At 54.7% G+C, this 23,504-nt stretch carries 29 protein-coding genes, 1 tRNA gene and 1 pseudogene; 12 read left to right on the forward strand and 19 right to left on the reverse strand.

The genetic code is table 11. From position 1 onward, the window contains the following. The 5 genes from VMS83_RS04525 to VMS83_RS04545 form a co-directional block, all read right to left on the reverse strand. The coding region (locus VMS83_RS04525; RefSeq protein ID WP_325410304.1) for a flavodoxin family protein at positions 1 to 303 on the reverse strand (303 nt) is incomplete at its 3' end. Beyond that, complete coding sequence (locus VMS83_RS04530) at positions 300 to 926, reverse strand: flavodoxin family protein (protein ID WP_325410306.1); 627 nt, start codon at positions 924 to 926, stop codon at positions 300 to 302. The genes VMS83_RS04530 and VMS83_RS04525, both read right to left, overlap by 4 nt. A gap of 169 nt (positions 927 to 1,095) precedes the next feature. Beyond that, a complete protein-coding gene (locus VMS83_RS04535; protein ID WP_325410308.1) occupies positions 1,096 to 1,491 on the reverse strand; it encodes a carboxymuconolactone decarboxylase family protein in 396 nt (131 codons plus the stop codon). After that, positions 1,488 to 1,616, reverse strand: coding sequence for a desulfoferrodoxin FeS4 iron-binding domain-containing protein (locus VMS83_RS04540; protein ID WP_325410310.1), 129 nt, complete (start codon positions 1,614 to 1,616; stop codon positions 1,488 to 1,490). Before VMS83_RS04540 ends, VMS83_RS04535 begins: the two co-directional genes overlap by 4 nt. A gap of 117 nt (positions 1,617 to 1,733) precedes the next feature. Further along, positions 1,734 to 1,973, reverse strand: a complete 240-nt coding sequence (locus VMS83_RS04545) for a zinc ribbon-containing protein (RefSeq protein WP_325410312.1) — start codon at positions 1,971 to 1,973, stop codon at positions 1,734 to 1,736. 501 nt (positions 1,974 to 2,474) lie between these two features. Between VMS83_RS04545 and VMS83_RS04550 the strand changes: the two genes are divergently transcribed. Continuing rightward, positions 2,475 to 3,380: an SDH family Clp fold serine proteinase gene (locus VMS83_RS04550; protein WP_325410314.1), complete on the forward strand. Its 906-nt coding sequence runs from the start codon at positions 2,475 to 2,477 to the stop codon at positions 3,378 to 3,380. Positions 3,381 to 3,389: 9 nt separating this feature from the next. On the opposite strand, the gene VMS83_RS04555 is transcribed toward VMS83_RS04550, so the two are convergent. The 3 genes from VMS83_RS04555 to VMS83_RS04565 form a co-directional block, all read right to left on the reverse strand. Continuing rightward, positions 3,390 to 4,526 carry a DDE-type integrase/transposase/recombinase gene (locus tag VMS83_RS04555; protein WP_325410316.1) on the reverse strand — a complete coding sequence of 379 codons (1,137 nt, stop codon included), beginning with the start codon at positions 4,524 to 4,526 and terminating at the stop codon, positions 3,390 to 3,392. A 307-nt stretch (positions 4,527 to 4,833) separates the two neighbouring features. Then, complete coding sequence (locus VMS83_RS04560) at positions 4,834 to 5,469, reverse strand: hypothetical protein (RefSeq protein WP_325410318.1); 636 nt, start codon at positions 5,467 to 5,469, stop codon at positions 4,834 to 4,836. A gap of 16 nt (positions 5,470 to 5,485) precedes the next feature. Further along, positions 5,486 to 5,749 carry a hypothetical protein gene (locus VMS83_RS04565; RefSeq protein WP_325410320.1) on the reverse strand — a complete coding sequence of 88 codons (264 nt, stop codon included), beginning with the start codon at positions 5,747 to 5,749 and terminating at the stop codon, positions 5,486 to 5,488. A gap of 86 nt (positions 5,750 to 5,835) precedes the next feature. On the opposite strand from VMS83_RS04565, the gene VMS83_RS04570 reads away from it, so the two are divergent. Then, on the forward strand, positions 5,836 to 6,441 hold the full coding sequence (locus VMS83_RS04570; RefSeq protein ID WP_325410322.1) for a flavodoxin family protein: 606 nt from the start codon (positions 5,836 to 5,838) through the stop codon (positions 6,439 to 6,441). A gap of 68 nt (positions 6,442 to 6,509) precedes the next feature. Here the strand turns inward: VMS83_RS04570 and VMS83_RS04575 are convergent, their stop codons facing one another. Together VMS83_RS04575 and VMS83_RS04580 are read right to left on the reverse strand one after the other, a co-directional pair. Beyond that, complete coding sequence (locus VMS83_RS04575; protein ID WP_325410324.1) at positions 6,510 to 6,716, reverse strand: JAB domain-containing protein; 207 nt, start codon at positions 6,714 to 6,716, stop codon at positions 6,510 to 6,512. A 281-nt stretch (positions 6,717 to 6,997) separates the two neighbouring features. Then, positions 6,998 to 7,174: pseudogene (locus VMS83_RS04580) on the reverse strand (UPF0758 domain-containing protein); the annotation flags it as partial. A 185-nt stretch (positions 7,175 to 7,359) separates the two neighbouring features. Between VMS83_RS04580 and VMS83_RS04585 the strand changes: the two are divergent. Then, on the forward strand, positions 7,360 to 7,863 hold the full coding sequence (locus VMS83_RS04585; RefSeq protein ID WP_325410326.1) for a rubrerythrin family protein: 504 nt from the start codon (positions 7,360 to 7,362) through the stop codon (positions 7,861 to 7,863). Between the two features lie 73 nt (positions 7,864 to 7,936). On the opposite strand, the gene VMS83_RS04590 is transcribed toward VMS83_RS04585, so the two are convergent. Continuing rightward, complete coding sequence (locus VMS83_RS04590; protein WP_325410328.1) at positions 7,937 to 9,223, reverse strand: LamG domain-containing protein; 1,287 nt, start codon at positions 9,221 to 9,223, stop codon at positions 7,937 to 7,939. 123 nt (positions 9,224 to 9,346) lie between these two features. On the opposite strand from VMS83_RS04590, the gene VMS83_RS04595 reads away from it, so the two are divergent. Beyond that, positions 9,347 to 10,498 carry a Uxx-star family glutaredoxin-like (seleno)protein gene (locus VMS83_RS04595; protein WP_325410330.1) on the forward strand — a complete coding sequence of 384 codons (1,152 nt, stop codon included), beginning with the start codon at positions 9,347 to 9,349 and terminating at the stop codon, positions 10,496 to 10,498. A 703-nt stretch (positions 10,499 to 11,201) separates the two neighbouring features. Here VMS83_RS04595 and tfrB read toward each other — a convergent pair. Beyond that, entirely contained in the window at positions 11,202 to 12,665 is a 1,464-nt protein-coding gene (tfrB, locus tag VMS83_RS04600; RefSeq protein WP_325410332.1) for a fumarate reductase (CoM/CoB) subunit TfrB, read from the reverse strand. Beyond that, positions 12,662 to 14,290 (reverse strand): fumarate reductase (CoM/CoB) subunit TfrA, encoded by a 1,629-nt coding sequence (gene tfrA, locus VMS83_RS04605; RefSeq protein WP_325410334.1) that lies wholly within the window; start codon positions 14,288 to 14,290, stop codon positions 12,662 to 12,664. The genes tfrB and tfrA overlap by 4 nt, the downstream gene beginning before the upstream one ends. Positions 14,291 to 14,351: 61 nt before the next feature. Between tfrA and VMS83_RS04610 the strand changes: the two genes are divergently transcribed. From VMS83_RS04610 to VMS83_RS04620, 3 genes are read left to right on the forward strand one after another with little or no spacing between them, the layout of a single operon-like run. Continuing rightward, positions 14,352 to 15,749, forward strand: coding sequence for an aspartate kinase (locus tag VMS83_RS04610; protein WP_325410335.1), 1,398 nt, complete (start codon positions 14,352 to 14,354; stop codon positions 15,747 to 15,749). Further along, complete coding sequence (purM, locus tag VMS83_RS04615) at positions 15,740 to 16,738, forward strand: phosphoribosylformylglycinamidine cyclo-ligase (protein WP_325410336.1); 999 nt, start codon at positions 15,740 to 15,742, stop codon at positions 16,736 to 16,738. The genes VMS83_RS04610 and purM overlap by 10 nt, the downstream gene beginning before the upstream one ends. 60 nt (positions 16,739 to 16,798) lie before the next feature. Then, positions 16,799 to 17,236 carry a hypothetical protein gene (locus VMS83_RS04620; protein ID WP_325410338.1) on the forward strand — a complete coding sequence of 146 codons (438 nt, stop codon included), beginning with the start codon at positions 16,799 to 16,801 and terminating at the stop codon, positions 17,234 to 17,236. A 63-nt stretch (positions 17,237 to 17,299) separates the two neighbouring features. Here the strand turns inward: VMS83_RS04620 and VMS83_RS04625 are convergent, their stop codons facing one another. The 3 genes from VMS83_RS04625 to VMS83_RS04635 form a co-directional block, all read right to left on the reverse strand. Next, positions 17,300 to 17,839, reverse strand: coding sequence for a ZPR1 zinc finger domain-containing protein (locus tag VMS83_RS04625; RefSeq protein WP_325410340.1), 540 nt, complete (start codon positions 17,837 to 17,839; stop codon positions 17,300 to 17,302). A 4-nt stretch (positions 17,840 to 17,843) separates the two neighbouring features. After that, positions 17,844 to 18,212: a cell division protein SepF gene (locus VMS83_RS04630; protein ID WP_011991103.1), complete on the reverse strand. Its 369-nt coding sequence runs from the start codon at positions 18,210 to 18,212 to the stop codon at positions 17,844 to 17,846. 92 nt (positions 18,213 to 18,304) lie between these two features. Continuing rightward, positions 18,305 to 18,817: an RNA-binding protein gene (locus VMS83_RS04635; RefSeq protein WP_325410341.1), complete on the reverse strand. Its 513-nt coding sequence runs from the start codon at positions 18,815 to 18,817 to the stop codon at positions 18,305 to 18,307. Positions 18,818 to 19,009: 192 nt separating this feature from the next. Between VMS83_RS04635 and VMS83_RS04640 the strand changes: the two genes are divergently transcribed. From VMS83_RS04640 to VMS83_RS04655, 4 genes are all read left to right on the forward strand, one after another. Further along, positions 19,010 to 19,240 (forward strand): LSM domain-containing protein, encoded by a 231-nt coding sequence (locus tag VMS83_RS04640; RefSeq protein ID WP_011991105.1) that lies wholly within the window; start codon positions 19,010 to 19,012, stop codon positions 19,238 to 19,240. Positions 19,241 to 19,251: 11 nt separating this feature from the next. After that, positions 19,252 to 19,434 carry a 50S ribosomal protein L37e gene (locus VMS83_RS04645; protein WP_011991106.1) on the forward strand — a complete coding sequence of 61 codons (183 nt, stop codon included), beginning with the start codon at positions 19,252 to 19,254 and terminating at the stop codon, positions 19,432 to 19,434. A 12-nt stretch (positions 19,435 to 19,446) separates the two neighbouring features. Further along, entirely contained in the window at positions 19,447 to 20,877 is a 1,431-nt protein-coding gene (purF, locus tag VMS83_RS04650) for an amidophosphoribosyltransferase (RefSeq protein ID WP_325410342.1), read from the forward strand. A gap of 124 nt (positions 20,878 to 21,001) precedes the next feature. Then, entirely contained in the window at positions 21,002 to 21,679 is a 678-nt protein-coding gene (locus VMS83_RS04655; RefSeq protein WP_325410343.1) for a class I SAM-dependent methyltransferase, read from the forward strand. Between the two features lie 249 nt (positions 21,680 to 21,928). On the opposite strand, the gene VMS83_RS04660 is transcribed toward VMS83_RS04655, so the two are convergent. Continuing rightward, a tRNA-Met gene (locus VMS83_RS04660) sits at positions 21,929 to 22,003 on the reverse strand. A gap of 112 nt (positions 22,004 to 22,115) precedes the next feature. Between VMS83_RS04660 and trxA the strand changes: the two genes are divergently transcribed. After that, on the forward strand, positions 22,116 to 22,517 hold the full coding sequence (gene trxA / locus VMS83_RS04665) for a thioredoxin (RefSeq protein ID WP_325410344.1): 402 nt from the start codon (positions 22,116 to 22,118) through the stop codon (positions 22,515 to 22,517). A 55-nt stretch (positions 22,518 to 22,572) separates the two neighbouring features. Here the strand turns inward: trxA and VMS83_RS04670 are convergent, their stop codons facing one another. Beyond that, a complete protein-coding gene (locus VMS83_RS04670; RefSeq protein WP_325410346.1) occupies positions 22,573 to 22,854 on the reverse strand; it encodes a hypothetical protein in 282 nt (93 codons plus the stop codon). Between the two features lie 82 nt (positions 22,855 to 22,936). Continuing rightward, positions 22,937 to 23,500: a hypothetical protein gene (locus tag VMS83_RS04675; protein ID WP_325410348.1), complete on the reverse strand. Its 564-nt coding sequence runs from the start codon at positions 23,498 to 23,500 to the stop codon at positions 22,937 to 22,939. Between the last annotated feature and the right edge of the window lie 4 nt (positions 23,501 to 23,504).

A 23,504-nucleotide genomic window follows, 5' to 3' on the forward strand; every position in this document is an offset into this window, starting at 1 on the left:
CCTGTCGATGAACCCTTTGAGCTGGGCAGTGATCCCCATACTGTAGATCGGCGAAGCGACGGCCACGATGTCTGCAGCGAGGATTTTGTCATACACTCCTGGTGCATCGTCCTTTACAATACAATCCCCTGTTTTGTGACATGCGTTGCACCCACGGCAGGGGGAGTAGTCGATCTCTTTAAGCACTACTTTCTCGACCGATGCCCCCGCAGACGTTGCCCCGTCAAGGAAACTGTCCAGCAGCGTCTCGGTGTTCCCGTGCCGGCGCGGGCTGCCGGAGATCCCGAGCACTTTTATCGTCACGGGGCTGTCCCCTCCGACAACCGATTTTTGAGCTCGGCAATCACGGACTTCCCCAGTTTTTCTGCATCGGCTTTTGCGGTGGGGTGATGGGCGATCACCCCTTTCTCGTCAACCCCGTTGACCATCAGGTAGCTGATGTCTGCATCCCGGATCTCGATCACGTGGTAAAAACACTTGACCGAGGGTACGGCTGCATCGAACACATGGGGCCAGGTCTGCCCGGCAGTTGCAAGGAAGATGCCGAGGCGTTTACCTTTCCGCTCCGGTGGGACCACCGGCAGTTTGAGGACATATTTCCGGGACCGGAAGACCTGTGCCCTGTCGACAAGTGCTTTGACCTGCGAGGCAAGACCCATGCAGAAGATGGGGGATGCAAGAACGATACAGTCTGCCTCGATGATCTTGTCATGATAGGTGTCCATGCCGTCGCGCTGGATGCACTTGTTCAGCTTTTCGCAGGCATTGCACCCCCGGCAGGGGCTGATATTGGCATCGGTGAGCGGGACCTTCTCGACGACAACATCCCCTTCTTCTGCCATGGATGCAAGCGTCCAGTCGAGCAGGGTCTCCGAATTGCCAAACCTCCGCGGGCTGCCGGCAAACGCGAGGACCTTTATGGGCATAGATGATGCTTGGATACGGAGGGTGAAAAATCATTGGATGGGGGACGGCTGGCGGATACAGCGCCCGTTACCCACTTTAATGTATCATAATCCCGTCTGTAAAAGAAAAATAAAGGAAAAAACGGATGAGGATAATTTTTCCTGTGCCACACAGAGGTGAGGCCCACCCTCACTTCTTCATGACTTCGTCAAGCTGTGCCTTGCCGTACACGTAGGCCGGCATGCCCGAGAGCAGGAAGGTAACCCGGAGTGCCTCTTCGATCTCGGCCTTGGTGACCCCGAGGCTTGCCGCTCCCATCAGCTGGGCCCGGACCGCGTGCTGATCGCGGAGTGCGGCAGCGATCGCAATCGCGATCAGCTTCTTGGTCTTCCTTGTGAGCTTACCGTCGTCCCAGACATGGCCTTCCATCTTCATGACAAGGTTATACATGTCAGGATCGTTGACGGTCAGCTCCTTGAAGAACTTGGGCACCTTGCCGATCTTCTTTTCCAGTCCCTTGAGTTCCTTTACCGTCTTCTTCGCAACAGGTTTCTTTGTAACTGGCTTTTTTACAACCATACTCATTCACTCTCCAGAATCATTGGTTCGCCGCAGCAGATCAGTTCTCCACCGCCGGCTTCCTTTACGATCACAACATTCCCGCAGATCTCGCATTTGAAGACCTGCCCCTCTGCTGATACATTTACCATGCTGAACCTCGTTTTTTGTGACGTGGCGTTCTGCTGCACCACCGGACCCGAAGAACCCTTTCAAAGGTCACTTTGGGCGTTCACCACTGGCAGTACCGTTGCCGGAAAAATGAGAAATTACTGGAAACTCTTACCGCGCTTGGGCGGGTTTTTGGCATCTTCCGGAGTCTTGATATCCGGCCGGATATGGGTCATCGGGAAACACTGGTACTCCTCGCAGGAACAGGCCGGGCACTTGCGGAGATCCTGTTCGCTCTTGTCCAGAGTAAGTTCCTTGCCGCAGTCGAGACACACGTATTTTCCCGGTCCGACTTTCTGGCCTGCTGCATACGTCTTTTGTTCGGTCAGAGATATCACCAGACTTCACTTTTATGTCAAAGATATATATCAGTTGTGTTCGTAGGTTCTGTCAAGTTGTCGGCGGGTGAACTAATCCAAAAGTCTCTGTCAAAAATCGGCAGTTACAACTTACTGAAAATATGCATTATTGGTTTTATCAATTGGGTTTGTAACATATTTTTATGATAAAAAGTTAAGCGAGACAAAATTCATGCAATTTTTTCGAATTTGACGTTGCCATTTGATGTCAATTTATTTATACAAGAATTCATATCTATACACAAGAAATCTGCATACACAGGTTTCAAATCCGCGTGGATTATTGCGGAGAGGGAGGCGATAGAACATGGTGACCAGACAGGAGAAAATCGGTAAAAAATTTGATTTTATGAAACTCGGCAATGAACATGATAGACAGTCCTATCGCGATTTTGGGTTAAGAATACATGATACTTCTAGTGAAACAGTAACCTTCATAGTTTATGATAAAGATACCAGCATTCTTTAGGTAATTTTTTTATGACAAGCTGGAATGACGTATTAACTGAAATAAAAGAAGCGGGTAGCACCCACGACGTTATCCGTAGAAAATATTTAAAAAAACTTCACGAAGTAACGCAGAGAAATATTATTGTGTATTATTCCGGATGGTTACAAAAACCCGGAATAAATAGAGTTTCAATTGAAGATGAAGATAAAAATGGCTTTATGGCCTCGATTAAAGGGTTAGATAGAAGTATTGGGTTAGATCTGATTTTACATACCCCCGGGGGTTCAATATCTGCAACAGAATCTATTGTTGAATACCTCCATGATATGTTTGATGAGGATATTCGTGTAATTGTTCCACAATTGGCGATGTCTGCGGGGACAATGATTGCATGTGCCAGTAAATGCATAATTATGGGGAAGCAATCAAGCTTAGGTCCAATAGATCCACAATATAAGGGGTTACCAGCGCATGGGATTATCGAGGAATTTAATCGTGCATACATAGAATGCAAGAAAGATCAAGACAAAATCCCGGTTTGGCAACCTATTATTGCGAGATATCACCCCACCCTTATTGGCGAATGTGAAAAATCAATTACGTGGTCAAACAGCTTGGTTAGAACGTGGTTAAAACAGTACATGTTTAATCAAGATGGCAATGCAGACGCAAAAGTTAAAAAAATTATAAATTATTTGGCGAGCCACTCAAAAACAAAAGCACACGACAGACATTTTTCTGCAGCAACTTGCCTTGAGTTGGGCCTCAATATTGAAATGATGGAATGCGACCAAAGATTGCAAGATGCAATACTAGCGGTTCACCATTCTTATATCCATACACTTTCTTCTACAGACGCCTTTAAAATTATAGAGAATCATAACGGTGTGGCCTTCGTTCAAAGTGCAAAAATTGTAGCGATAAAGCCGTCATAAAATATTTTTTTATTTTATCTGTGCACTTGCAGCGTTCTGGATTAATGTCATCCACTTGTTTTCACCATTAACCTGTATCCCGCATGCCTCAGCCGGTGTCTTGCCGTCAAGTCCTTCGTGCGGCTTGATATAATTGTGATAGACCTGCATCCCCTTGAGGATCGGAGTGTTCTTTTTCTTTAATCCCCGCATGGTCTTTTCCCTGTCGCGGATCTCGCCGTTAATGCGTTCCATCTTGTTATTGTTGGCCTCGTTCTGGTGGCCGGTGATCTTGATTGCGTTAATGTGGCGGGGTTGGGGGAGCATTCTGCTGTAAAACTCCCTCTTGAATGCGTCGTGGTATGCCGGCAGTCCATCGGTGATAAGGATACTCGGTACTTTGTCCATGAGCTGCTTGCCTTCGTGGAATAATCCCTGTGCATCGTGCTTGTGCTTTGAGTCGGCTACCTCCTGCGCGATCCAGTACCGGGTTTCATCGTCCATCAGGGCAAAGAGGTATTTCATATTCCCCTTAACCTTGATGTAAACTTCATCCGCTCTCCATACGTCGCCGACCTGCGGGTTGAGCTTGTCCACATATCCCTTCATCAGCTCGGTGTATTTCGCGATCCAGTTGCTGATCGTCTGGTGGCTGACTTCTGCACCGAGAAGCTTTAACGACCGCTGAGTATTCCGCAGAGATTCCCCGCTAAAGTAGAGCTGCATCGCTGCTGTGATCGCCTTCGGGTTGTGCTTCATCCGCTCAAAGCCGATGTTGATGCTGAACAGCTTACCGCAAGCCTCGCATAAGTACCGCTGAATATCGCCGCTTCGGTTGTGCCGGACACCTGCTTTCTGGATCTGTTCAGAGCCACAAGCCGGGCAGTTGGTCACGACTACCGGGTCCAGGATCACACTTGCCTTAACCTGTTTCCTCATCGCAAACGAGAGTTTCACGGCGATGATGTGTTTGCACTCAACTCCGCGAGTCTGGTGGTCGGGGCATGAGCAGTTCCACCCGATGTCGGTTTGTGATACTTCGTATAGCTGGTCGTTTCTTGACTGTGACTTAACGATATAGTGTGTCTCATCAAGTCTCCTGATCTGACCAACCTTCTTTGCAATAGCCTCTCCGCGTTCCTGCCGGGTTGTGGTTAGTTGCTGCATCTCTCTCACCTACTTATTTACTTGTTAATTACCTATAAGTTGTATTAGTATAAATAGTTATAGGTAATTAAAAAGGCAACAAAATATAAATAAAAAGGCGACACATAACCTATTCATGGCAAAGAATGCAAGGGCGGATGAGTCGGTACTGAACCCGGCAACAACTAATAGTATGTCACTGAGGACGACGATACCGAGTTACATTGTGGCGAAATTGGAATTAAAGAAAGGGCATCGGTTCCGATGGTGTATTGAGAGCGAGGGGTTGAGAATTGAGGTTATGAGAGATTAAAAAAGGAGTTTGGGATTACAAGTCGCTTGGAATGTTGCGCACCGAAACATTGTATAAATCAAATGAGTCATAAGTGGCGGAATTCTTTGTCGATGCTGGTTGGGATAATGGATAATCGTGTATTAACTCTGTAGTAATTTTTCTTGCATTGCGGCTGGCCAATATCATATTTTCATACATATCTGAGTTCATCGAAATAATTTCGCTCTCAATCGGCCATTGAAGATTGACTCTTTCACCCGTCATAAAATTTTCATTGCTTATTTGTTCTAGATAGCTTCTCTCGCTTTCAATTTCCATAACTTGGTTGTAAAATGTGTACAAATCGGAGGATAGTTGAAAATCTTTAAAATTTGTAATGTCCTTACTAAACACAAAATAAACCCCGTTTGATGTGTAATAAGGTGTGGTGGAGAAATAGATCGTGTTGTTTGGACTTTTATTGATTTGATCCAAATCGGTAATTAATCTAGCATTAATTGTCCCAACATCAAAGTATAGTGTTTGAGCAATATTTTGTTGCTCAATTGCTTGCTGGTCTTGGGATATCTTTACCGTAACATAGTACGTAATGACACCCAATGCCATCGCACCAATTATTGCACCTACAATGGCTCCAGCAATGACGCTTTTCCAATCGGAATCGCCCATAAAAAATTATAATATTTCACTTGATAATAAGATTCCTATGAAAAACTAACATAACTGTGACAGCGGAGGCGCATACTGCCCATGCGATCCCTACAAAATACAAAAAAATTACAAAAAAGTTAATGGGCAAATTTGAAAACAACGCCATAAAATTAGCAAAGAGATAACTAAAGATTAGCATCCCAATCGCCGCTACCGCAAAGACTTTTTTTGGATCGTCGGAACGATTGATAGAACTTGTTAAATTCTGACCACCTGCCGCGTTTTGACAGGGTGTCATACTAACCCCCACCCGCCGACAACTTGACAGAACCTCCTTTTTTGCCGGATCCAAAGCTATATTGGTTTTTTCCTCCTAATGCCGGTATGGCTCCCACAGTCATCGCTCTTCTGGGCAGCCCTCTTCCCGAGGGCAATGCGGCACAGCTGCTGGCCCGGGCTGTGCAGGGAGCACGGGATGCCGGCTGCACCGTTGAGCTCATCCCCGTGACAAGCCTCGATTTTCAGGGCTGCCAGGAGATGTTTTTCTGCCGGGACCACGAGACCTGCATCCTTGACGATGATATGCAGCAGGTATACCCGAAATTCAGGGAAATGGACGGCCTGATCCTCGCTACTCCGGTCATGACCATGGGGATCCCCGGGACACTCAAGGCTTTCATGGACCGGTTCCAGGTCTTTTTCATGGCCAAGTACCACCGACACCAGTCCCTTATCCCCCCGGATCGGAAGCCGGCCCGGGCCGGCCTGTTCATCTGCATCTCAGGGATGGACATCCCTGAGGTTTTTGTTGGCGCCAAACTGACAACCCGGGCCTTCTTTGACATCATCGACTGCCGGTACCAGGACGAGCTGCTGGTGAACGGCATGGATACCATCCTGGATATTTCAACTCGCCCGGATCTCCTCGATGCTGCGTACAGGAAAGGGCTTGCCCTCGGGAAGTCACTGGCTGCGTCCGGTGAGAAGTGATCCCGGCGATTCCCGTAGTATCCTCAAAACCCGTCCGCAGGGTGCAGCAGGTGGTTTTCCTTCCCGGTTTAGATCAGCCCTTTCTCTTTCAGGCTGGAGAAGCCGGACCTTGTGACAATAATATGGTCGAGGAGCTGTATGCCCAAAAGTGTTCCTGCTTCCTGGAGCTGCCGGGTGATTGCGATATCCTGCGGGCTTGCCTCAAGCGATCCTGACGGGTGGTTGTGCACGCAGATGACCGAGGCGGCACGGTCCGTAATCGCCCCGGCAAACACTTCACGGGGGTGGGGACGAGACTGTGGTTGAGAATACCTATCGTAACCACCCGGTTCTGGATCACTTCGCCGGCCCCGGAGAGGGAGATGCAGATGAAGTATTCCTGCGGCTTATCCCGGTACGAACTGACGATGGGCAGGATATCCTCCGGGGTACGGATCTTTACGGCGTCAGATGGCCTGTACCTGCGCCGCCCGAGTTCGAGACAGGCCAGGATCTGGGCTGCCCTGGTGGGCCCCGAACCTTCGATCTCCAGCAGGTCTTCGTACCGTATCTCCCGGGCCGGGTCCCGGATCAGGAGATCGATATCGCGCGCAATCGCCCGTACATCCCGGTTGGGCATCCCGCGCCCGATGATCGCCTCGATGAGTTCCCCATCGGTGAGCGCCTGCACGCCTTTTTGTGCGATCTTCTCCCGCGGCCTGTCGTGAGCCGGGAGATCTTTCATCTTTTTCATGGTACGCCACGGGTGGGGAAAGACAGTTCCCTGGCCGGTACCTGTTCGCGCATAGGTATGCGTGGGATGCCGGAATCTATAATCCCTCTCTTATGTAATGCATCTTATCCCGGGAATTCAAGGGAGGTAAACCGGCACTGCCTCATGAAGAATGTTTAAGTAACTCCCTGACTATACGTTCCCGTATGACAACCGAGAAGAATGCCATGGAAGCGTTTGCCGGGGAATCCCAGGCCAGCCGGAAATATCTCGCATTTTCCGAGAAGGCTGCAGCAGAGGGATTCACTGCGATTGCCACCCTCTATAAGGCGGCCTCTGAGGCAGAGACCATCCATGCAAAGAAACTCATGAAAGTGCTCGGCACCGTGGGCACGACAGAGAAGAACCTGGAAGGCAGCATTGCCGGTGAGATGCACGAGTACACCTCGATGTATCCCGGCTTTATCAAGGAGGCAGAAGCCGAAAAAAAGAGCGAGGCCATCCTTGCATTCACCCATGCGATGAAAGCCGAAGAGGTCCATGCAGGGCTGTACAAAAAGGCACTTGCCGCCATAAAAGCCGGCCACGATCTCGGCAGGGAAAAGGTCTTTTTGTGCCCGGTCTGTGGGAACATCGAGATCGGGAAGGCGCCCGACAAGTGTCCGATCTGCGGCGTATTCGGAAAACAGTTCCGTGAAATTTCACTCTAATCTTTTTTTAACGGTTCTTATCGTCACGGGTACTAGGGATCCCGTGTCACGTTCCCACAAAGAATACGTTGCGTTATTTTTTGCTTTGCCGCCGGTGTGCCCAGATAATAACGACGATAAGTGCGATCAGGGTAGCCCAGGACGCGGAATAGATCACAATAGTCGGGTATTCGAGAATGGCCTTGGGCAGGGAGGTAACCGGGTTTTCAGGGGCGGTGCAGGTGAGGATAAGGTTCATGGCCGCGGGGAACCGGCCCGGGCCTCCAAAGTAGTGAAGGAGCACCGTGGCGTTTCCCGACTCAATAACGCCGCTGGCCGGCGCGTTAATGGCCGACGGGAAGGCAACGATACGCGTAAGGCGGGTATCCTGGTCCCTGAGCTCCACGTACCATTCGTCGGCATAAACGTCCGGATAGGCATCCGCCGCTCCTGCGGAAAGCCGGGAGCCGGGGGGAACGCTCACCTGCCAGATCCCCTGCGTACTCTGGTTGGCAAAGGTCAGTCTCCGGGTGGCGGTCTCACCATTCTGTAATCCGAGCGATCCCGAGGTAAGGAATTCCGGTGGAGTGCCCGCGGGAAGCAACAGGATCCCGGTTCCCGGTGCAGCGGTGCACTGGTACCGGTCGTCCATCTCCTCACCGTAGGAAAGTGCCCGGTCGTAGATCCTGACCTCGTCAACGGCACCGGCCAGGTAGCCAGGAGACGTGGTATCGGGAATATCCGCCGGCCCGGCATTGGCCCCGATCATGACCGCATTGTTGTCCGTGTACCGGATTGCACCGGTGGCATTTACCTGGTTACGGAGAATGCCATCCAGGTAGATCTGTGCTACGGATCCATCGTAAGACCCCGTGACCTGGTGCCATTGCCCGGGAGAAATGGCCTCATGGGGGATCACCACGGAAACACTGCCTTTCTGGCTGTCAAGGCCGAGTGTCCACCAGAGATCGTTGCCCTCGTCGAACCCGAGCCGGTACCCGCCTCCATCAGCGTTCGTGGAAACAAGCGCCTGGGGGTAGGTATCGTTTACAGAGAACCAGAGTGACACCGTTATGGCGTCGGTGGGATGATTGGCGGCTGTATATGCCACTGAAACGTAACTCCCGTTCCCGTCGAGTACAAGAGCTCGTACACAACCGTTGTTATCGATCCGGTAGGCATTGCCGTGAATCATTCCGGCATTTCCGTGACCGGAGGAATCAAGTGCGAGGTTGCCACCCCCTTCATTGAAATTGAGGTAAACCGTCGGTCCGGCAGCAGAGGTATCGGATGCAGCTGCGGCAGGGAGGGTAAAGAGCAGCAGTATCGCGATGCATCCCCAGAACAACCAGGGGTGACATCTTCGGCAGGAGACGGTCATGACGGACTCTGGTGTTGTATACCGGGGTATTGGGGTGTGCAATAAAAAGAAAGTTGCGATTGATACGGGTGAAAGCATGCCAGTGGCATAATCTTTATATCGGACGCAAACCTCTTCGCATTGATGAGCACGGTCACCGTTTATTCCACGAAAAACTGCCCGTACTGCCGGATGGCCAAGGCATTTCTCGACAAGCAGGGCATCCAGTACACCGCCATTGATGTCGGGGCTGATGCTGCAGCGGCAGAGAAGATGATCGCGCTGTCGGGACAGCGTGGCGTCCCGGTGATCACGGTTGACGATGAGGTTATTATCGGGTTTGATTCCCAGCGGCTCAACGAGCTGTTCGGCACGCATCCCTCCAGTGAAATATATGACGTGGTGATCGTAGGTGCCGGTCCGGCCGGACTGACTGCGGGGGTGTACTGCGCCCGCAAGCTGCTCAAGACCCTGATCGTCTCGGAGAGCATTGGTGGCCAGGCGCTGGAATCCTGGGCAATCGAGAACTACATGGGTTACCGGATGATCACCGGTGAGGATCTCATGAAAAAGTTCGAAGAACAGGTCCGCACCCTTGATGTACGGCTGGAACTTGACCGGGTTACCGGGATCGTTCCCGACGAAAATCTCTTTGCAGTTACAACCATCTCGGGAATCACGGTCAAAGCCAAAAGCCTGATTCTGACCCCGGGAAAACAGCCAAGGAAGCTCGGGGTACAGGATGAGGAGAAATATCTCGGGCGCGGCCTCTCCATCTGCTCGACCTGTGACGGCCCGCTCTATAAGGGAAAGAAGGTGGCCGTGGTAGGTGGCGGAAACTCGGCGCTCCAGACCGCGGTCGAGATGAGCGGGATTGCTTCCTCGGTCAGTCTCATCGTCCGCAGCACGATCAAAGCCGATCCGGTATACGTCAAAAAGCTCGAAGGAATAAAGAACATCACCGTGCACCTCCATGCCCATATCACCGGGCTCGCCGGCGAGCCGTTTCTCCAGAAGATTACGATCGCGACGGAGGGGCAGGATGAGCAGCATATCGATATCGACGGGGTGTTTATTGAGGTTGGCTGGACGCCGAATACCGACAACCTCAAAGATCTGGTAACCCTCAACGAGAAGAAAGAGATCGTGGTGGATGTGGATGGCCGCACGAGCCGGCCCGGCATCTTTGCGGCCGGTGATGTGACTTCCGTAAAGAGCAAGCAAATCATTATTGCTGCCGGGGATGGGGCCAAGGCAGCGCTCGAGGCGTATGAGTACTTAATGAGCCAGGGCTGACGCTTTTTTCCGTTTGGCGTATTTCATAGCGAAAATCATTGCACTGAATGGATTTTTATACACGAAAGTTTCCGAAAGATTGGCGCAATATTTTTTCGGCATGATTATTCTGGCATGAAATGTGGAAAATCAAAAAAAAAAATCCAGATAAAAGTCGTTACCCTCACATTTTGCCGGACTGCATCCCAAAATACCGGAAAATTATGTGGGGGAATGCACGTGTTCTTATGTCATGCCTTCCCCTTTGCGCCAACCCTGCCCCCGTTGGGGGAGCGTGTGATGTTGCCGTATTACAGGGATGCATCAGCGGCGGGGGGCGGCAACCCCCCTAGAGTGTCCCCTTATCTCTGGGAGCACCCTCGATCCCATCCCCAATGGCTCGGTTTCTCCGACGTAAACTTGAAAAACGCTCACAGAAGCCTCCGGACAGCCGATCTCTCCCACAGATGACCAACCGGATATCTCCAGAAACCCAGTCAACAGAAGCCCGCTATTGTGCAGGTTTAAGTGGCCCTTAAATCGGGGCATTTTTAAAAATACGCGGTTAAATCAGGATTTTCTAGGGGCGTGGACATCGTTTCCTGTGGAGATCAGATCCCATGTCCGGAAACGGGGAATCGGAGACCAGTTTAGGCCCGGATTTGGGTGGAGGAAGGTACGGTTATGGGGTGGCGGTTCAGACTTTGGCAGCCGAACAGCACCATTATTCTTTCTTCTGTTCCTGCCGGTCCTTCTCCCGGTACCCTTCGAGCAAAACCGTCATGATATTTTTCACCGGCTTATCCGAGTGGCTCGCGATATGGAACTCGCAGAACGGGCAGGAGGTGATTACAATATCGGCCCCGGTCTTCCGGATCTCTTCGCGCCGTTTCTCCCCGAGCGCTGCTGCCTCATCCGGAAGGCCGGACTTTACCCCGCCGCCGGACCCGCAGCAGATGGCCGGCATCTCCACCAGGTCGACCACCTGACGGATCAGCTGGCGTGGCTCGTCTTTCACGTCCTGTCCCCGCAAGAGGTGGCAGGGATCGTGGTAGGTTGCTCTGAGCGGGAGCTTTGCCGGTGGCTCGATTCCGTAGTGGGTGAGCAACTCGTTAATGTCTATAACTTTGAACGGCGTCACGTAATCGTGCTTGAGGGTAGAGCCGCACCCGGCGCACATCGTCATCACGGTATCGATCCCCCGGGTCCGGAACGCATCGATGTTGCGTTTCCTGAGGGTATCAAGATAGTCGAGCTGGCCGGTCCTGATCAAGGGTGAACCGCAGCAGATCTGGTCACGGGGGATGATCACCCGGATGCCGTTTCTTTTGAGGATTTCTATTGCATCCAGCGCGGACTGCTGCTGACGCAGGTTGTACATGCAGCCAACAAAGAATCCGACGGTTGCCCGTACCGGGCCGTACGGCTCGATGGTGGTCCCAACCTGCTCCATGAAACTCGGCGCGGTCCGGACAACGCTCCTGCCGGTCTCTTTTATGAGTGCCTCGACCTCCCGGTGCCGGGGGAGGGTGAAGCCCTGCCTGTTTGCCAGTGCCCGGAGTTTCTCGATCGCCTTCCCCGGGATCTGGATCTTTTTCGGGCAGGCCTTGTAGCAGGCCTGGCAGCTCGTGCAGGTAAACAGGCCGTCGCGGATTGCGTCAGGTACCCTGTTTATGGTGTCACGGGGATCGAGAGCCAGCCGCATCTCCTGCCGCATCGCAGTGGGCCCCAGAAACGTGGTCACATCCATCGCCGGGCAGACCGAGACGCAGGCCATGCATTCGATGCAGTCCCGGAGGGGTTTTATCTCATCGATCTGCGCTTTCGTTGGCAGCGGGGCCTCACCCTCCGGCGGGACAAGGGACGCGATGGTGGCGATCTTGGGGAGGAGATCGACTACCAGATCCTTTTTCACCGGCAGGTTCAGGGGGGCGATGGTGATCCCTTCGGCCGCCTCTTTCATGCACGCGAGTACCGGTTCCCCGTTGACCTGTACCGCACAGCTCCCGCACTGGCCAGACCCGCAGCAGTACCGGTAGGAGAGCGTGGGATCGATCTCGTCATGGATCGCATGCAGGACATGCAGGACCCGGGCGCCCTCGTTGACCCTCACCGTATAGGATTCCGGGTGGGGGGCCGGATCTTTTTTCGGATCGAAGCGGAGGACGGCTACCCGGATCTCTTTCATGCCGTCACCCCGTGTCGTATGATGCCCTCGCGGTGTTTCGAGATGTAGGTGTGCCCGAAGGGTGAATGCTCCGCATCCCATTCCTGCGTGAGGTCCACCCGCATGTCTGCCCCACGGGACTCCGGCCGGATCAGGGCCGAGCGGCAGATGAGTACCGATGTCTGGCACATGTTCTGCACGATACAGCACTCTGCCACCCCCGCCGGGGAAACTGCCCGGATCGGGGCAGCAAGGAGACGCTCTGCCGTGGCAAGCGCTGCCTTGAGGCCCGTCTCGTCCCGGAAGATGCCTGCACCCCGCCACATCGCCTGCTGGAGATCCTTTCGCACCCGTGCCGGGTTTTCCGTGCCGGAGAAGAAACGGCCGATCCTTTCCTGTATTTCTAAAGTCTGTGTGGGATCGATCTTTTTTGCCCGTCGTTTGCTCTGCCCGGCTGCCTCCCCGGTGCGTTTTCCGAAGACCTGGGTCTCGGCAAGGGCATTTCCTCCCAGCCGGTTGGCTCCCTGGACACCGCCGGCCGTTTCCCCGCAGGCATAGAGACCCGGCACCGTTGTCATCCCCTGCGGGTTGATCCTCAGGCCTCCCATGATATGGTGGGCAGTGGGTGCAACTTCCATCGGCTGGGTCCGGATATCAACCCCGTAGGAGAGGAACTGCTCGAGCATCACCGGCAGCCGGGTCTCGATCTGTTCTTTGGGAAGATGCGTGACATCAAGGTAGACACCGCCGTGCGGCGTGCCCCGGCCGCCTGCGATCTCCGTGGCAATCGCCCGGGCAACCACATCCCGGGTGGAGAGTTCCATCCGCACCGGATCGTACCGCTTCATGAAGCGCTCGCCCAGGGCATTTTTCAGGAGGCCTCCCTCGCCCCGCACGGCTTCCGTGATGAGCCGGCCCCGTGCATCGTACGGGTATACTGCACCGGTGGGATGGAACTGCACCATCTCCATATCGATCAGCTCGGCCCCGGCCCGGTACCCCATGGCAAAACCGTCTCCCGTGCCGCTCGAGGAATTGGTTGAGATATCGTAGACCCGTGCTCCCCCGCCGGTAGCAAGGATGGTGGCATCGGCCGTGATGGTGACCAGCTCACCATTCTCATCAAGGGCACATGCCCCGATCACCCGGTCGCCTTCCTTAAGCAGCTCGATGACCGTCACTTCTTCCAGCTTGGTCACGGGCACAGAATCCAGATGCTCCACGAGGGTCATCATCATCTCGTGGCCGGTCCGGTCGCCTGCATAACAGGTCCGGGGGAACCGCTGGCCGCCGAACGGCCGCTGGGCAATCTCGCACTCGTTGGTGAAATCGAAGACCGCACCCCAGCGGATCAGCTCACGGATCCGCTCAGGGGATTCCTGGACAAGGATCCTGACCAGTTCCGGTTCGTTGAGGTACGCACCCCCCCGGAGCGTGTCCTCGTAATGGATCTCGCAGGAATCTTCCTGCCGCAGCACAGCGTTGTAGCCCCCTTCTGCCATGGGGGTACATCCGCCCTTTCCCGCGATGGTCTTGGTAACAAGCACGGTCTCCCCGTACCGGGCGGCTTCTATTGCCGCCCGGACTCCCGCGCCGCCACTGCCGATCACCAGCACGTGGCAGTCCATCGCGTCATCTGCATGCATATTATAATTCTGTGCGTCGTATAGTTACATAAATAAATGGTACATCCCAGAGTGAACCGACATGAGATTTTTGATGAAATTTGGCGGGACATCCGTTGCCGATGCACAATGTATCGGGCGGGTTGTGGATATTCTCGAAAAACACCATAAGGCCGGTGACGAACTGGCGGTCGTGGTCTCTGCCCAGCGGGGCGTGACCGATCAGCTCATCGCCCTTGCAGAGAAACTCCCCGCGGCAAAGAACTGTTCCGAAGTCTCTCCCTTAATCGCCCATCTCCGCGAGCGGCATATGACCACGCTTGCCGGGGCAGCGCCGGATTATACTACGGAAGTCGGGGCAGTCATTGAGAAGCGCCTCGCCAGCCTCCAGCACATCCTCTTTGCGGTTCACAATCTCCGGGAGCTTACGCCCCGTTCAAAGGACTATATTATCTCGTTTGGTGAGCGTCTGCTTGCCCCGGTCGTTGGTGCCGCCCTCCGCCAGCGTGGCATCCCATCAACGGTTTTTGACGGCTGTGAGGCCGGGATCCTCACCACCCCCCAGCACGGGGAAGCAACGGCGCTCCCTGAAAGCGATGGACGGATCAAACGGAAGATCGGGTCTCTCCTCTCAAAGGAGGTCCCGGTTATCATGGGATTCATGGGCTGTACCGAGAACGGGATCCTCACCACCCTTGGCCGGAGCGGATCCGATTATTCTGCATCCATTGTCGGGGCCGGGATCGATGCGGACGAGATCTGGATCTGGACCGATGTCGATGGGATCATGACCTCCGATCCCCGGGTGATCAACGATGCCCGGGTCCTCAAAAGCATCTCCTATATCGAGGTGATGGAGCTCTCCTACTTCGGCGCCAAGGTCATGCACCCCCGCTCGATCGATCCCGCCATGCGCAAAAACATCCTTGTCCGGGTCAAGAACACCTTCAACCCGGCCCATCCCGGCACCATGATCGTACGCAACGGTTACCGCGACAGCCGTGTGGTCAAGGCCCTCACGTATATCGACAAGGTTGCCTCGATCAACATCAACGGCGCACAGATGATCGGGAGGCCGGGCGTGGCAAAGGCGATCTTTTCCGCACTTGCCGACCACGAAGTGAATGTGATGATGATCTCGCAAGGCTCGAGCGAAGCAAACATCTCACTCATCGTGGATGAGTCCCATCTCGATGCAGCCGTAGATGCCCTGGCGTTTCTTGTCAGGGATGGTATCGTGCGGGAGGTCACCCACAACCGGGATGTCTGTGCCGTTGCCGTGGTCGGGGCCGGAATGGCCGGTGCAGCCGGCACGGGAGGCCGGATCTTTACTGCCCTTGGCAAGGCCGGCGTAAACGTGATGATGATCTCGCAGGGCTCAAGCGAGGCGAACATCTCGTTTGTGGTCAGACAGCAGGACGGGCCGCGTGCCGTCAGGGTGCTGCACGATGAGTTCCGTCTGTCGGAGGAATGCGAGTGACCGCAAACGCATACCGCGAGGCCGGTGTGGACATTGACCTTGAAGCGACGGCGATCAAGGCGCTTATCCGGAATCTGACCTTCCGGAGGAAGGGAAGCCATACGATGCTCGGGAATGTCGGCCATTTCGCCGGGCTGATCGATTTCGGCACGCAGGCCCTTGCCCTCACGACTGATGGGGTGGGAACGAAGATGCTCGTGGCCGACAAGCTTGCCGACTGGAGCACGGTCGGGATCGACTGCATCGCGATGAACGTGAACGATCTCTACGTGATGCACATGGAGCCGATCGCGTTTGTCGATTACATTGCCACCGACACGCTTTCCGTGGAGAAGATGGCGCAGATTGGCATCGGCCTCAACGAGGGGGCCCGCCAGGCGAATATCGATATCGTGGGCGGGGAGACCGCATCGCTGAAGGGCCTCGTGAACGGCCTCGACCTTGCCGGCACCTGCGTGGGCGTCCAGGCGAAGGACCGGATCGTAACGGGAGAGAAGATCCGTCCCGGCGACAAGATCATCGGTGTCCCCTCCACCGGCGTCCACAGCAACGGCCTCTCGCTTGCACGGATGGTAGTGGAGAAGTACGCGGACTACGATGAGAAGATCAGCTCGGGAAAGACGCTCGGGCGCGAACTGCTCACCCCCACCCGGATCTATCATGAGAGCCTTGCGGTTGCCGATGCCTGCACGGTGCACGGCATGTGCCATATCACCGGTGGGGGACTCCTGAACTTCCTGCGCCTCTGCCCGTACGGGTTCCGGTTCGATGCTCCGCTCCAGCCGCCCGCGATCTTTTCCTGGATCCAGGAGACGGGAAAGATCTCCGATATCGAGATGTACCGTACCTTCAACATGGGTATGGGGTACGCCTACGTAGTGCCGCCGGCATCAGTGGACGCGGTAACCGCGATAGTGAAGGGCGCCCGGGTGGTCGGCGAGGTGACGGAAAGACCGGGCGCATGGCTCCGGGACGCGCAGGTTACCTGAACCCCTGCACGTTCACTCCTGAATCAGGAATTGATGTGGGATTCACCAAGGAGGTATCAAATGACAAGCGATCATTCCCCGGACTCAGGCGAGTTCAAACGAAGCCGTATCGCTCTCACGTCAAAGACCAAAAAACAGGTCCGGGAAATGGTGGGGAAATGCGAGTACTGCGATCGTCCCTGCCCGCCCGATGCACTTGAGGTCTTCCAGCTCGGGATGCTTTCACGTTTCCCGAACCGGCCGGAAGAGAACCCGGGCCAGCTCCTTGTCGTCCTCTGCCAGGAGCATTTCACTGAAGCGACTGCCGGAACACTCCTGAAAACCACGTTGCGTTCGAAGATCGCAAAACGCCCGGACAAACTGAAAAAATCCCTGCGATCCCTCCTGCAGAAACATGACCGGACCTATGAAGGGTCAAATGTCCGGGAGACCCATGACCCGAACCGGTTCACCGTGGGGGCATTTCTGAAGAAAAACCCGGATGACGCCCGTAAGTGACCTGGCAGGGACCTGTCCCCGGAGAGAAAAAAAAGGGACCGGGACGGTCCAAAGCCCGTGGACTCACTCCCCGCAATCATCCGGTTCGTCAGCGACAAAGGCGGTCTTTTGTGCCTTCTCCGAAACCAGGAGGCTGTTTCCCATAGGGTCCTGAAGGATCAGCGTTACGGGCAATTCTCCGGCTTTGACGGATGCTATCCGCTCGATAAGGATCCGCCCGTTTTCCCTCTCGGTGTCATCACCGTCACGGATTGCGGCCCTGATGGCTTGGAGGATCCGGTCGAGCACTCCCTCCACGTTGGTCACGAAGCCTTCGCAGGCCGGCCCGGGATCGATCCGGACGCCCAGCTCCGGTATTTCAAGATGTGCGGTCATGCTCCGGACCACACGCACATTGAGATCTTCAGGAGTCTCCACAGCGAGCTCGTACCGCACTGGATCGGCATTCTTGAGCAGCTGCGTATCCACGTACCGGTACCCGCAGGACGGGCAGATAGCAGAGATGATAAGGATATCCGAAAAATAGGGAATATTTTCCGTCTGATAGAGGTATTCTATTTCGGTATTGCAGTATGGACACGGTCCCGGGACAATGGTGCGCACCGCGTTATGCCCCGCCAATCTTGTCGCGTGAGATCTTGACCGACATCGGGGTAAGGACTACATACCGCTGGTCGCCAAGACCGATGATGTCCCCGTTGACGTCCTTTGCAACTTCCTTTAAGTCCTTGAGGACCCGTTCGTACGAGATCTTGTCCATCTTGAGGCGCGAGATATCGACGATCACAATATTGCCGTTGTACACCTCGTCCTTGACCCGGGGCGTGTCCTTGAGGTCGCCGATCGTGGCGATCTTGACCAGGAGTGCGGGAGCGTCCCGGCCATGCTCCTCGTATGAACTGAGGTCCAGCTCCATGTACTCATCGTCGGAACTGGTGGAATTTTTTCCTAAAAGGGTATCAAAGATCTTAACCATAAAAAAACTGTACGAAGAAAATTATTTAATAGTATCGATGTAAAAGGCGGAAATGGCCCTTTTTTTCATCAGCGTTTTTCATTTCAGAAATGTTACAGTTCAAGATTCCAGAGTTCATCGCCGACATGGTGGAAATTTTTGCACATCTTTCCCTGTGCGCTCGCCCGGATGGCCGGCCCGTCCAAGAGCGCCACTCCGATAGCAAGGGGCTTCTTGTGCCGCTCGTCCACGATCTGGACCGGGCCTCCTGCAATGATGTCATCGCTGACTGCGACAATGCCCGGCCGCATGACGTCTGCCCCGTTCACTACGTACGGGATCGCCCCGGCATCGACTGCTATCTGCCGCTCAGGGATCGGGCACTGCACAGCGCCTTTCAGCGTGGGGAAGACCCACTTCCCCGCGTCCATCAGCAGGGGTTTTTTGTTCACGAGGTAAAGGGCGACATCCGCGTTGGTTTCCAGGATCTCGATCATATCTGCATGGAAAAGCGCTGCGGAGGGTCCAATCTGGAGCGCAAGTCGCTCGAGCAAATCCTGCGCCTGGCTTTTTCGGATCGAATGCCGTTTTTTTACTACGATTTTTTTCATTGTCCTATCTACCATCTCCCGGGTAATGGCTAATATTTTTCCCGGCCAATGGGTACGTGGTGTGTTTTCGTATCACCGGGTACAGAGTCTGTGCCTCCCGGTACGGAAGGCAGAAAACCTATCAGGCACGTGCAGGTGTACGCTATGTTTAAGTAGAGTGCTCACGCACATATATTACTCCAGAGCGATGGTAATACAGGGATAAGTATGACCAAGAGACCGTTGGATATTTTGGATCTGGTGCTCAACCGCCAGCCCGTTATCGTCTCCCTCAAGGGAGGAAGAGAGATCCGGGGAGTTCTTCAGGGATACGATGTTCACATGAACCTCGTCCTTGATAAGGCCGAGGAAACAGAGAACGGGCAGGTTGTCAAGGTAGGCACGCTTATCGTCCGTGGGGACAACGTGATCTATATCTCACCATCGCTGGAATCCTAAGGTGAAATAACATGTCAAAAGGCACTCCGTCCATGGGTAAGATGAACAAGATGACCCACATCGCCTGCCGGCGCTGTGGCAGGATCTCGTTCCACGCCCAGAAAAAAGTCTGCTCTTCCTGCGGGTTTGGAAGAAGCACCAAGATGCAGAGCTTCAAGTGGGACACCAAGAGACCAAAAACTCCGACGCATTAAGCGGGCCGTACCATGTGTGGTATCGTTGGCATCGTCGATGCTGGCGGTGTATCCATCCAGCTCTATTATGCCATGTATGCACTCCAGCACCGTGGCCAGGAGAGCGCCGGAATATCCACGTATGACGGGACAAGTCTCCGTAAGTTCAAGGGGCAGGGTCTTGTCGCCGACGTTTTTTCCCCTGCTGTTTTAAAAGATTTAAAGGGCACCGCCGGGATCGGCCATGTGCGGTACCCGACAACCGGTGCAAACCTGCCGGAGAATATCCAGCCCCTCAATTTCCAGTTCCAGGACCATTTTATCTCGGTCGCCCACAACGGGAACCTGGTCAATACCTGCGAACTCCGTCGGGAGTACGAGCAGGCCGGCCAGATGTTTACGACAACAACCGACACGGAGATCATCGCGAAGATCCTCATCGAAGAGATAACCGCCTCGGGCTGCGTGGAGGATGCGGTCCATGTCTGCATGAAACGGATGCAGGGCTCGTACTCGGTCGTGATCATGATCGACGGGGTCATCTATGCCTTCCGCGATCCGCTCGGTATCAAGCCGTTCTGCCTGGGAAAGATCGAGAACGGGTATATCGTGGCGTCCGAGAGCGTGGCGATCGATGCGCTGGGAGGAAAATTCCTCCGCGATATCAAACCCGGCGAACTGATCCGGATGGATGGCGAAGGGGTAAAGTGCACGCAGATTGCGGTGGCCGGCCGGCGCGCCCACTGCATCTTTGAATACATCTATTTTGCCCGGGCGGACGCGATCATCGACGGGGTGCTTGTCTATGATGTGCGACGCACGATCGGCCAGAAACTCCACGAAGAGGCACCGGTGGCGGCAGATTCGGTCTGTTCGGTGCCGGATTCCGGGACCGCGTACGCGATCGGGTATGCCGAACGCTCCCGGGTCCCGTTCGTCGAGAGCCTCATGAAGAACCGGTACATGGGCCGGACCTTCATCATGCCCACGCAGAAGGAGCGCGAGCGGGCAGTCCGGATCAAACTCAACCCTATACCGGCCCACCTGAAAGGGAAATCGGTGGTCCTTGTGGACGACAGCATCGTGCGGGGGACGACCTCGAAGCGGATCATCGAGATGATGCGGGATGCCGGGGCGCGTGAAGTACATATGCGGATCGGGTCGCCCGCGATCAAGGCACCCTGTTACCTGGGCGTCGACATGCCGACGCGACAGGAGCTGATTGCAAGTGACAAAATGGAGGACGAGGTCCGGCGCTCGATCACCGCTACTTCCCTCCACCATATCTCGCTCGATGCACTCGTGAAGGCGATCGGGTTTGACCGCGACGATCTCTGCACCGGCTGTCTTACCGGCTGCTACCCGCTTTCCATCGATGGTGAGACCGCAAATCCCCGCCAGGTGAATTTCATTGACGGGACCTTCCAGTCCAGGCTCGAATCGTTCGAAGCAGAGACCACATAATACCGTTCCTCCGTTCTCTTTTTTCAGTCCGTTGTCCTGTGCACCGCTGTACTTTTTGCCTGTTCCGGCACAACCCGGTTATAGCAGCCGTTCGTGCGTGCGGATCGGGCGGGATGGAGAAATCATGGATTATATCAGGAAGGCCTTTGATGCGGTAGCCGCGGAATACGATGCACAGCGTGAGTCCATTATCCCTGACATGCGGAACTATTACGATGCCGCGATCTGGGCCGCGGAGAGCACGACATCAGCCCCTGCCATTCTCGATATCGGGGCAGGAACCGGGCTGCTCTCCGCACTCCTCCTGGAAAAATATCCTGCCGCGACCATCACCCTGCTCGATATCTCGGAAAATATGCTTGCCGTTGCCCGGGAACGCTTTTCCGGCCGGAAGAATATCTGGTTCCGGGCCGGGGATTATGCACAAGTGGATCTGGGCGGGCCCTACGATCTTGTCTGTTCCGCCCTCTCGATCCACCACCTTGAACCCGGCGACAAGTGCCGGTTGTTCAGGAGGGTGTACCAGGCTCTCGCACCCGGCGGGCTCTTTATCAACGCCGATCAGGCAGAAGGGGAGACGCCGTACTTCACGCAGCGGTACCTCGATCACTGGAATGATTTCCTCGCGAGCGGTCCGCTTTCTGCGAACGAGCATGCCGGGATCCTGCAGCGCCGGGATACGCTCGATAAGAACGAGAAACTTTCCACCCAGCTTGTGTGGCTCTGTGAAGCCGGTTTTTCGGATGTGGACGTAGTCTACAAAAACCGGACATTTGTCGTCACCGTGGCGCGGAAGGTCTGACCAGCCCCGCAGTATGGCCCCCGGGAAAAAAATCCCCACAACTTTTCCAGAAAGAAGGTGGGTATATACCCGCCCGATCCTACGGGAATACCGGTGAGTCCGTATGAAAATCCCGGGCTGTATCCTTGTCTTCCTGGTTGCGCTGCTGGGCCTCTTTGTGCTCTTCCCCGGCCACGTGGCGTAAAAGGGCGGTGTAACACAGGAAAGCCGGCGCTCGTGCGTGCAGCAGAAACAACGACAAAAGAACAGTAGCGAGGGATGGATTTGAACCATCGATCTACGGGTTATGAGCCCGTCGGGATATCCTGACTACCCTACCTCGCTTCCTATAATCAGGGTTATAATATAGACGACGGGCGCAGATATACTTTACTCACGGGGCACCCGGTTGTCCTGTTCGTTAATTTCAATTATCAGTGCTGCCCTATTCACAGCTATGGACGATCACGAGCTTGATGAGATCCGCGAGAAGCGCAGGGCGGCACTCAAGGAGAAGATGGAACACCGTCAGGTGGCAGGCAGTTTGATCCCGGTCGACCAGCTGCATATCAGCGAGCTCCTCAAGGCACACCCGGCCCTGGTTATCGATTTCTGGGCAGAGTGGTGCGGGCCCTGCCGGCGGGTCGGGCCTGCCATCGAGGAGCTCGCGCAGGAATTTGCCGGGAAAGTGACGTTCGGGAAGTGCAATACGGACGAGAACCAGCAGCTGGCGATGGAGCTCAACATATCCGCGATCCCGAACATTGTCTTCTTTTCACATGGAAAGATCGTGGACCGGGTAGTTGGTGCGTATCCCAAGGAAGCGATCCGGGAGAAGGTCATCAGAAACTTCCCGTAAAAAAACAAAAATGGGCCGTTGATCGTTGGCCCGTTAAAAATTATTTTGAAAAAAGTTATTCGCAGTACGGGTCGTTGATGAACTCTTCGTACACTTTCTTGGGTGGTTTGCCGCCGCGACGATGGCCGCCACCGCCATGTGATCGGTGCCGGGACGACTCCGCACGTTCTTCCTCGTCCTCTGCCGCATCAAGATTATCACCCGCTGGTGCCTGCGGCGGTCGTGGTTCCTGTGCCGGGCGGGACTGTGCGGAAGGGGGGTCCTGCCGGTGACGGTAATAGGATCGCCGGTCATGGTGCTGTTGGGGCGGTTGTTCCGGATGCGTCTCCTCAGCCATAGGTATCAGTTATCATACGGGTTCGGGAGACAGAAATAACTTGTTATTTCCGGGGTCTGTTATCATAACGCACCCGGAGCGGCTATTCTCCGGTGTAAAGCGTGCCCTCCTGGATCTCAATGACGAGTGCGCCCAGTTCCTCAACTACCTTGAGCAGGTCGGGGCCGGGAATGACAAAAGGCCGGACGTTTTCAAACTCCCCGACAGAGAGAGTCCATGCAGTCCCCCAGATCTCGAACCGGAACAGGTTCTGTCTCCAGAGAACCCCTGCAAGGATCAGGATGATGCCGGTGATGACGCAGCCGATCCCTGCCGCTTCAAAGATCAGGTTTCCGCCAATCAGGCCGATGGCGGCGACAAGAATCCCCGCGATGAGGAGGAGTGCTCCCAGGGCAACCGGGGCGGGCCGGTATCTCCTTGACTGCACCACCCCAATCCCCTTGATATCGGCCAGATTCACCTGCTGGTAGAGCGATTCCGCTCGCGGGTCAAAGAAACTCCTCACATTGGAGTACACAATAAGGCGTTTGCTGGTGGCAGCAATGCCGATCTTTGCCCTTACCGGGTAATACATCCTCAGCCCGTCGTACTCTTTGACCAGTGTCTCGTTCTGGGCAAAACCGACAAAATTCCGGATATCCGCCATGTCC

This window comes from Methanoregula sp., from assembly GCF_035543475.1.
In the GTDB taxonomy this organism is placed as follows: Archaea; Halobacteriota; Methanomicrobia; order Methanomicrobiales; family Methanospirillaceae; genus Methanoregula.